Below are 10335 nucleotides of genomic sequence, written 5' to 3' on the forward strand. Positions count from 1 at the left end.
ACCTTATCACATTTAACCGACTTTGGCAAGGGCTCCACCTCAAGATTAAGTTAATTGGTTGACAGAAAGAGTTATTTCAATTATAATTAAGAGGCATATAATAGGCAGCAGTTTTATCAATACCACGCTTCGTGGTGAAAGACTATGGCAAGCAACTCATCATATACCCTGACCGAATTAGAAAGCGCGATTATTAGAGAGCCGTTATTAGTAACAGTAGAAACAACGGCGAGGGAAGCGATCGCGCTGATGAGTGAAAGTCGCGCCAGTTGTAGTATATCATCAAAAGCCAGTGTTCTATTAGAGGAAGTTTATGGAGAGGCGCGTTCCAGTTGCGTCTTGGTAGTAGAAGGGGAGCAATTAGTAGGTATTCTGACTCAGGGAGATATCATCCGACTTTGTACAGAAAAAAGACCCTTAGAGCAGTTATTGGTAGGGGAAGTCATGACCGCCTCAGTATTAAGCTGGAGGGAGTCAGAATTGAGCGACTTTTTTGAAGTGATTGATTTGCTGAGGAAAAATCAAATCTGTCACCTACCGCTAGTGGATGATAGCGATCGCCTAGTAGGGTTAATAACCCATGAAACTCTGCGTTATATTAGCCACCCCATAGACCTGCTGAGATTACGAACGGTAGAAGAGGTAATGACAACAGAGGTTATTTGTGCTAGTCCTGAGAGTAACCTGCTAGAAATTGCCTGTTTAATGACACAATACCGGGTCAATTGTGTAGTTTTAGTAGAAACCGATTTCGTGAACAATTCAACGGCTGTCAATGTTCCGGTCGGGATCCTGACCGAGGGAGATATTGTCAAGTTTAATACCTTCTGCTTAGACCTAGAAAACTATAGCAGTAAACAGTTAATGAGTACCCCAGTGTTCTCGGTCGCCACCAATGAGAATCTGTGGAGAATTCATGAGTTGATGTCATCCCAATATATCCGGCGAGTTCTAGTCACAGGTTCCCATGGTGAACTCTTAGGGATAGTGACCCAAACCAGTATGCTCAAAGTGCTAAATCCTCTGGATCTGTATAAAATGACGAAGATTTTAGATGGTCGCATATCGGAGTTAGAATTAGAAAAAATTAGCATTTTAGAAACTCAGGCGAAACAACTAGATGAACAGGTCAAAAAACGGACTTTAGAACTAGAACAGGCGCACCACAGAGAACAACTGGTATTTGAGATTACCAACCGGATTAGGTCTTGGTTAAATTTACCGGAAATCCTGGAGGAAACGGTTAAACAAGTCCGGATTTTGTTAAATTGTGATCGGGTAGTAATCTACCAATTCAACCCAGATTTGAGCGGTGATATCGTAGCGGAATCAGTAATGGAACCCTATACATCCTGCTTAGATAAAAATATTAAAGATACCTGTTTTCAGGACAACCCATCAATGTATCAAGACGGAAAGATTTTCGTAGCACCAGATATTGATCAGGTGGGATTAAGTGAATGTCATTTATCTCTGCTCAAACAATTTGAAGTCCGAGCAGATTTAGTAGTTCCAATTGTTTTATCTAACCATGAAGCGGAAAGCCAATCTAAGAGTTTGTGGGGTTTATTTGCGATTCATCAATGTAGTAATACGCGGCTGTGGTTATCAGAAGAAATCCAGATAGTCCAACAGTTGGCGCTACAGGTAGCGATCGCTATTCAACAAGCGATCGCCTACGATGACCTACAAAGGGAACTACAGGAACGCCAACAAATTCAAACCTGTTTACAAGAAACAGAAGAACGTTATGCGACTCTGACAGATTTAATCCCGGTGGGAGTTTTTCGGACGGATAAGGAGGGTGATTGTATCTATGTCAATGAGGAATATTGTCAGATGACGGGACGTATTCCTGGGGAAACAATTGGTTTATCTTGGCAAATTTCTGTGCATCCTGAAGATAGCGATCGCATTAATGAAGCCTGGAAACAGACTCAAGTAAATCATCACCCATTTAAGGAAGAATATCGTTTAGAAGCCGGGGAAAATCAGTTGTGGGTGTTTGGTCAAATTGTCCCGGAATTTAGTGTAGAAGAAACAGTAAATGGCTATGTGGGTACTATTACAGATATTAGCGAACAGAAAGCGGCACTTTGTGAACGGGAAAAAGCGGAAACCGCATTACAAGATCTTAATCAATCTTTAGAAGCGACGGTCAAACAGCGAACCCAGGAACTTTCTCACCTTAGCGATCGCCTACAATTAGCGATTAAGTCAGCCCAAATGGGAATTTGGGATTGGGATATTTCTCAGAATCATCTAACCTGGGATGATCAGATGTATAAAATTTATGGAGTCTCACCTTTAGAGTGTCCCCAGACAGTGGAATTATGGAAAAACTCCCTACACCCAGAAGACGCTGAATTAACTCAGGCAATTTTACAGGAAAGTCTGCGAGGGGAAAGGGAATTTAATCCAGAATTTCGGATTGTACGTCCTGACGGTTCTATAGTTTTTATTAAAGCAAATGCTCTAATTATTCGCAACCCCGAAGGAGAACCTCAAAGGATGATCGGTACTAATGTTGATATTACCGAGAGTAAACAAGCCGAGTCCGACCGCCAACAATTACTAAGGGAGTTATCCGATCTAAAGTTAGCCATAGACCATTCAGCGATCGTAGCTGTTACTGATGCGAGTGGAGTGATTACCTACGTCAATAATCGCTTCTGTGAAATTTCCGGTTATTCCTCGGAAGAATTAATCGGTAAAAGCCATCGTATCGTTAACTCAAGATGCCATCCCCCTGGTTTTTTCGCGAATTTATGGCGGACTATTTCTAGTGGTAAAGTTTGGCATGGAGAAATTTGTAATCGCTCTAAAAATGGTTCTATTTACTGGACTGAAAGTACCATTGTCCCTTTTTTAAATTCCCATAAAAAAGTCTCTCAATATTTAGCTATTCGCTTTGATATCACCGCTCGCAAACAGGCGGAAGCTAGGCTATTAGACTATTCCCATGAGATTGAGGACTTATATAATAAAGCACCCTGTGGCTATCATTCCCTCGATGCTGAGGGTCGCTATGTCAAAGTTAATGATACGGAACTGCAATGGTTAGGATACTCTCGTGAACAATTACTTGGGAGACGTTTAGCAGATTTTCTCACCCCGGACAGTCGAGAGATATTTGAGAGTAATTTTGAGTTATTTAAACAGCAAGGATATCTCAAAGATATGTTGCTGGAGATGATTAGTAGTAATGGTCACGTTTTCCCGGTACTCTTGAATTATAGCGCCGTTTATAATCCCCAAGGTGAATATCTTTATAGTCGTTCAACTTTGTTTGATATTACCGACCTAAAATCAGCGCAAATAGCCTTAGAAAAAAACCACAACCTTCTACAGTCAATTACCCTCGCACAATCCCAGTTTATTACATCGGAAAATCGCCTAACTATTTTTGATGGTTTACTTAGCAGCTTGCTAACTTTAACTGATAGTGAATATGGCTTTATTGGCGAGGTAATGTTCCGAGATAATGGGGGAGCAACCATGGAAGAAACTTTCCTAAAAATTCGGGGAGTTCCTTATCTAAAAACCCATAGCATAAGTAATGTGGCTTGGGATGAAGCCACGGAGAAATTTTATCAAGAAAACCATGAAGAAGGCATGGAATTTGATAATATGAATACCTTATTTGGGGCGGTAATTATGACCGGGAAACCTGTTATAGCTAACAGTCCTAGCAGTGACCCACGCCGGGGAGGGACTCCTAATGGTCATCCCCCTTTAAATAGTTTTTTGGGGTTGCCATTTTTTAGCAGTTCGACTCTCGTGGGAATAGTGGGAATTGCCAATAAACCAGGTGGCTATCATGAGGAAATGATTGATTATTTACAAGCCTTTTTAGTTACCTGTGGCAATTTAATTGAAGGGTATCGTTTACACCGGAAAAGAAATGAGGCGGAAGAGGCTAAGAAAGCCGCTGAACAGGAAATTGCTAAACAGTTGGCGAGTATTGAAGCTGCGGGGGATGGTATTGCTATTGTTCAGGATGATTTGTATCAGTATGTAAATCACGCTCATTTGGTCATGTTTGGTTATTCTGAACCTGAAGATTTAGTCGGTCATAGTTGGAGAAAAATCTATTCTCCTACAGAAATTCAACGCTTTGAAAATGAGGTTTTCCCGATTGTAATGCGCGATCGCTACTGGACTGGAGAAGCGATCGCCACTCGTCAAGACGGGACGAGTTTTGCGGAAGAATTATCTCTGACCCTAACGGAAGATAACCTGTTAATTTGTGTCTGTCGAGATATTAGCGATCGCCGAGAAACCGAAGCCAAACTGCGCCAGACTAATCAGGAATTGATGCGCGCTACCCGTCTGAAAGATGAGTTTCTCGCCAATATGAGTCATGAACTACGCACCCCCCTTAATGCTATTTTAGGAATGACTGAGGGTATGCAAGAAGAGGTATTTGGTACTTTAGGCGATCGGCAAAAACAAGCATTACAAACTATTGAACGCAGCGCCAGTCATCTCCTGGAATTAATTAACGATATTTTAGATCTGGCTAAAATTGAAGCCGGGGAAATGAAACTAGACCTTAATTATACTTCGATTCGCCCCCTGTGTCAATCTAGTATAGCTTTTATTAAGCAGCAAGCCTTTAAAAAAGGGATTTCCATTAATGTACAAATTCCCCAAGCCTTACCAGACTTATATATTGATGAACGCCGCCTGCGTCAAGTGTTAATTAACCTCCTCAATAACGCGGTTAAATTCACCCCATCCCGAGGTAAAATTAGCCTGGAAGTTAAGTTACAGCCACCCCCGATAGACAGCGATAAATCCCGAGTCCGTTTTGCTGTGATTGATACGGGAATTGGTATTAATGAAGAACAATTATCAAAACTGTTTAAACCCTTTACTCAAATTGATAGCGCTCTCAATCGTCAATATGAGGGAACAGGTTTAGGATTATCCCTAGTTAAACGCATTGTCGAAATGCACGGAGGTACTGTTAATGTGATTAGTAAAGTGGGGTCAGGAAGTCAGTTTATTTTTGAGATTCCTTGTGATGATATCTTAATCGGAACTAACACCCCCCATCTATCATCTAATACCTCGGATTTCCTGACGAAAACTGAAGATGTGGCTCAAGTTTCTCCCCTGATTTTAATTGCTGAAGATAACGAAGCTAATATCATGAGTTTGTCGAGTTATTTGGGTGCTAAAGGCTACCGTTTAATTATTGCTAAGGACGGTCAACAGGCGATTGATTTAGCACAATCAGAATCTCCTAATTTAATTCTGATGGATATTCAAATGCCGGGAATAGATGGCTTAGAAGCAATTAACCGTATCCGCCAAATCCCCACCATGACCCAAGTGCCAATTATTGCCTTAACCGCCTTGGCTATGACAGGCGATCGCGAAAAATGCCTAGAAGCTGGCGCAAATGATTATGTAGCCAAACCCGTTAAATTAAAACAACTCAACGCCAAAATTCAGGAAATTTTAGACTTATAATTGGAGACTTATAATTGATGCAGCATTCAGGAATATGAAACTATTGTGTTTAAGTAATGGTCACGGGGAAGATATCATCGCTGTCAGAATACTGCAACATCTGCGAACACCAGTTAATAACCTAGCCGCTTTACCCTTAGTAGGGGAAGGAAAAGCCTACCAGCAATTACCGGATATTCCGATTATTGGGAGAGTCCAAAAAATGCCTTCTGGGGGATTTATTTATATGGACAGTTCCCAACTCCTGGGAGATTTGAAAGGGGGGTTATTACAGTTATTATATTCCCAGGTGCAGACCGTCCGCCAGTGGGGGAAAGAGGGGGGATTTATTTTGGCGGTGGGGGATATTGTCCCCCTATTTTTAGCCTGGTTAAGTGGTGCAGAATATGCTTTTGTGGGGACGGCGAAATCTGAATATTATTTGCGGGATGAAAACGGACAGTTATCTCGCCAGTCCTGGTGGCAAAAATGGGAGGGGTGGTCAGGTTCCGTATATTTACCCTGGGAACGTTGGTTAATGACTCATCCCCGTTGTCGGGTGGTGTTTCCCCGCGATAGACTGACCACGGAAACTCTGCAAAGGTGGTCAATTCCGGCTGTTGATTTGGGTAATCCTATGATGGATAATTTGGAACCTGGGGGAATTATTGCGCCGTCGCCACCGGGTGTGTTAAACTTGACTTTATTGCCGGGTTCTCGTAGTCCAGAGGCTTATGAGAATTGGCGGTTAATTCTAGCAGCAGTATCGCAGCTAAAAATATCACCCCTCCGGTGTTTGGCTGCGATCGCACCTAGTTTAGATTTAGACCCCTTCGGTTCGGTTCTGAAGGCGACCGGGTGGGTTCCAGTTGATGGTCATACCAGCAAGGAACAACAATTGTTTCAGCGCGACCAAATGACTATGCTGCTGACCCGTGAGGGGTTTAATGATTGTCTCCACCTAGGCGATATGGCGATCGCTATGGCGGGGACGGCTACCGAACAGTTTGTCGGTCTGGGAAAACCTGCGATCGCTATTCCCGGAAAAGGTCCGCAATTTACACCAGCCTTTGCTGAGGCACAAAGTCGCCTACTCGGTCCGTCACTAATTCTTGCCGAAAATCCCCAAGCAGTGGCAGGAGTGGTGCGATCGCTTCTACAGGACTCCCCACAACTAGCCACTATTGCCGCTAATGGTCGCCGCCGTCTCGGTGAAGCCGGGGCAGGCGATCGTATTGCTGACTATCTCATATCACAAATTTTCCCAAATGTCAAGGGTTAGCCATGACGTTTTTGATGCCACTGCCAGCCATGGCTAATGATATCGTGAATTTGGGAATATTGAGGATTCCAGCCCAAGATTTCCTGGGCTTTTTCGCTAGTTCCCACCAAACTGGGGGGGTCTCCGGGGCGGCGATCGCATTCTACCGTTTTAATCTCTCGTCCCGTGATTTCCCTAGCGCTTTCAATCACTTCTTGAACCGAGAAACCCTTACCATTTCCGAGGTTAAAAAACTCAGTTTTCCCCCCCGACAATAGATATTGTAACCCCAAAACGTGAGCATCTGCCAAATCACTAACATGGATATAATCGCGGATACAAGTACCGTCAGGAGTCGGATAATCAGTTCCAAAAATAGAGATATGATCTCGTTTTCCTAGGGCTGTAAATAGGGTGAGGGGGATTAAATGAGTTTCCGGGTCGTGGTCCTCTCCCAGTAATCCATCAGGGTCAGCGCCAGCAGCATTAAAATAGCGAAAACTGACCGATCGCAAATTATAAGCCGTGTCAAAATCCGCCAAAATTCGTTCAACCATTAGCTTACTCGCGCCATAGGGACTAATGGGATTTTGGGGGTGGTTTTCAGGAATCGGAATAATTTGGGGAACCCCGTAGGTCGCACAGGTAGAAGAAAACACAAACTTATCAATTCCCGCCGAGTTCATCGCCCCCAAAAGTGTGAGAGTTCCCACCACATTATTACGATAATATTTCTCAGGATTAGTTACCGACTCTCCCACATAAGCATAGGCGGCGAAGTGCATCACCGCGTCAATTTTCCGGCTAGAAAATAGCTGATCCAATAAAAGGCGATCGTTAGTATCTCCCTGGATTAATTCCACCTTCAGCACATCTTCCACCAATTCTTGATGTCCGTAAACCAAATTATCAAGAACTATCGGATTATAACCCGCCCGTTGCAAAGCCAAAACCCCATGGGAACCGATATAACCAGCCCCTCCCGTAACCAAGACATTTACCTGATTTTCAGACACTTTCAAACATCCTTTAATTGTCAATCTTCTAGGACTCGTGACGAAACATCAACCGCCTTAACGTCAATAGTTCCCGGTGGAGTCAGACGGGTAAAACGTCCCTGTTCAATTTGAATAGGCTCACCACAATTCGGACATTGACATTGAGTCTGATTTAGGGCTATAAACTCATGGGAACAGACCGGACAGGAATCTTCAATCAAATTCCGGTTTAGCCACCACCGCGCCCCAAACACTAAAATAATGGGGGTGATGACAGCCAGACCAATCAGAATCAGAATCGAGTTGACTAGCCAGCCCAAACCAACTGAGGCTAACAAACCCATGATTCCTATAACCACGATCCAATTGCCAATTCCTGACCAGTTAAATTGTAGGGTTGGTCGTTCCTGGTTCACAAAATCATCTCCTTGAGAGTTCAGGGCCTCTATTGACCATCAATGCAGCCTCACCCCATTGTAACACCAGAGCCGATTATTTGGTCAAAATAATTAATTGCTCAATGACATGAATCAAGGCATTTTCTGTCTGAATATCGGCATCCATACTATGGGACCCTTCAACTGTGATAGTCTCCGAACCCACCTCCACCGGAATCGACAAATTTTCCTGAGTTGCCAAATATCTATATATTAACTCCTCCGAGGTGATGGCATCACTGTCATCTCCATCATACCTCATAATCCTAATTAACTGTTCGATATTATTACCTTTGAGGAGGTTTTCTAAAACCGTCCTGGGAAGTCTAGAAAAGGCTTCATCTGTGGGGGCTAAGATAGTAAATACACCCTCTTGGCGGAGAACATCCATTAATCCCGTCAGTCTTAAAACCGTGGCTAGGGTACTAAAACGGCCATCATTTAGCAGTAAATTCATCACATTTTGATTAACCGCCCGTCTGACGCGATCGCTTGGAAATTGGGCAAATTCCGCCCGCTGGTCTGATTCCCAGCCCAACTGCAATTCTGGGGAACTTTCTGCGATCGCCCTCCCAGTTCCCACCGACATACTGAGAATCATTCCCATTCCCAGAGACACAGCAATTTTACCCAGATAATTCGTACCACTAAAGATAGCCATGTTTTTTCACTCCCCAATGAAGCTGATAGTTGATTAATCCATCCTAGTCATAATTACCACAATTATTTCCCCGGTCAGGGATAATCGTCTACACCCTCCCCCAAAAATCTCCACGATTAGCGGAAATATCATAATTATAGCCCATTACCCGCCATAGTCAACCCATCATCATTAACCTGGCTGCAAGTCAACGTTAAGGTGTCGCTATTAACATTCCTAATCGTTGCATTAGTCATCACATCAAGGAAATTATCAACGGGAACAAAATCGCAGTTATTAACGTCCGTCCCCAGAGTCTGTCAGGTAGGGCGAGTTGATTAATCAAGTCGTGAGGATGAGAATTGCCAGCAGAACCCGCCCCGACAATTAATAATTAATAATTAATAATTAATAATTGAGGATGATAATTGCCAGCAGAAACCGTCCCGAAAATTATTAATATAGGCTGTATTATCTTTCATCATCAAGATAGCTAGATTCCAAAGTTTCCTCTAAACTAAAGGGTGACTCCTTTGGCAAAAAATTTAACTTAATCCCTGTTTCATCCGACGCTTTTATACGTGCTTTTTGATAACAATCTTTAAATACTTCTGTAAGTAGAGGTTTCAAGCTGGGACTGTCTTCTAACAAACCTTCAATACAAATCCGTTGTTCTGTAATGGTGCTGCGCCAACTCTCACTGCGTTTTGTGGGTTGATAGTGCCATTTTAATAAGTGCATTAACAACACAATTAAACGGCTTTTTAATTCCCGTTTTTCACTTCTTCCCATACTTTCAATTTCTTCAATCAAATTGGCGACATCAACTTGAGTAAATTGATTTTCTTTTAACTGTTCAGCCGTGATTTGTGTCCAGAGGTAAAAATCTTCCTCATATAAATTATTTGGTGTTTTCATAGAATACCCATATCCTTGGCGATCGCTCAACCCGCCTAGAAGTTTATCAAACCATAAACCACATTCCGAAGCCGCTTTCTGGTGAGGGCGGGCGGGTTTATTAATCAAGTCGTGAGGACGAGAATTGCCAGCAGAACCCGCCCCTACAATTAATAATTAATAATTAATAATTAATAATTGAGGATGATAATTGCCAGCAGAAACCGTCCCGAAAATTATTAATATAGGCTGTATTATCTTTCATCATCAAGATAGCTAGATTCCAAAGTTTCCTCTAAACTAAAGGGTGACTCCTTTGGCAAAAAATTTAACTTAATCCCTGTTTCATCCGACGCTTTTATACGTGCTTTTTGATAACAATCTTTAAATACTTCTGTAAGTAGAGGTTTCAAGCTGGGACTGTCTTCTAACAAACCTTCAATACAAATCCGTTGTTCTGTAATGGTGCTGCGCCAACTCTCACTGCGTTTTGTGGGTTGATAGTGCCATTTTAATAAGTGCATTAACAACACAATTAAACGGCTTTTTAATTCCCGTTTTTCATTTCTTCCCATACTTTCAATTTCTTCAATCAAATTGGCGACATCAACTTGAGTAAATTGATTTTCTTTTAACTGTTCA

General features: G+C 42.5%; 7 protein-coding genes. 2 read left to right on the top strand and 5 right to left on the bottom strand.

What is annotated here, in order from left to right:
• Positions 1-144 precede the first annotated feature (144 nt).
• Both ACTIE0_RS20520 and ACTIE0_RS20525 read left to right on the top strand, forming a co-directional pair.
• The gene (locus tag ACTIE0_RS20520) at positions 145-5481 is read left to right on the top strand and encodes a PAS domain S-box protein (RefSeq protein ID WP_006617061.1); all 5337 of its coding nucleotides are present in this window, start codon (positions 145-147) and stop codon (positions 5479-5481) included.
• Between the two features lie 34 nt (positions 5482-5515).
• Positions 5516-6742 (top strand): lipid-A-disaccharide synthase-related protein, encoded by a 1227-nt coding sequence (locus ACTIE0_RS20525; protein ID WP_006670844.1) that lies wholly within the window; start codon positions 5516-5518, stop codon positions 6740-6742.
• Here the strand turns inward: ACTIE0_RS20525 and galE are convergent.
• The 5 genes from galE to ACTIE0_RS20550 form a co-directional block, all read right to left on the bottom strand.
• A complete protein-coding gene (gene galE / locus ACTIE0_RS20530; RefSeq protein ID WP_006616977.1) occupies positions 6739-7737 on the bottom strand; it encodes a UDP-glucose 4-epimerase GalE in 999 nt (332 codons plus the stop codon). The two genes, ACTIE0_RS20525 and galE, sit on opposite strands and share 4 nt — an antisense overlap.
• A 20-nt stretch (positions 7738-7757) precedes the next feature.
• A complete protein-coding gene (locus ACTIE0_RS20535; RefSeq protein ID WP_006616978.1) occupies positions 7758-8135 on the bottom strand; it encodes a V-type ATP synthase subunit I domain-containing protein in 378 nt (125 codons plus the stop codon).
• Positions 8136-8211: 76 nt separating this feature from the next.
• The gene (locus tag ACTIE0_RS20540) at positions 8212-8817 is read right to left on the bottom strand and encodes a fasciclin domain-containing protein (protein ID WP_006670845.1); all 606 of its coding nucleotides are present in this window, start codon (positions 8815-8817) and stop codon (positions 8212-8214) included.
• A 450-nt stretch (positions 8818-9267) separates the two neighbouring features.
• On the bottom strand, positions 9268-9822 hold the full coding sequence (locus ACTIE0_RS20545; protein ID WP_273248761.1) for a DUF29 domain-containing protein: 555 nt from the start codon (positions 9820-9822) through the stop codon (positions 9268-9270).
• Positions 9823-9947: 125 nt separating this feature from the next.
• The coding region (locus ACTIE0_RS20550; protein ID WP_439516967.1) for a DUF29 domain-containing protein at positions 9948-10335 on the bottom strand (388 nt) is incomplete at its 5' end.

The sequence above is a fragment of the Limnospira sp. genome (genome assembly GCF_051859755.1).
GTDB classification, from domain to species: domain Bacteria; phylum Cyanobacteriota; class Cyanobacteriia; order Cyanobacteriales; family Microcoleaceae; genus Limnospira; species Limnospira fusiformis.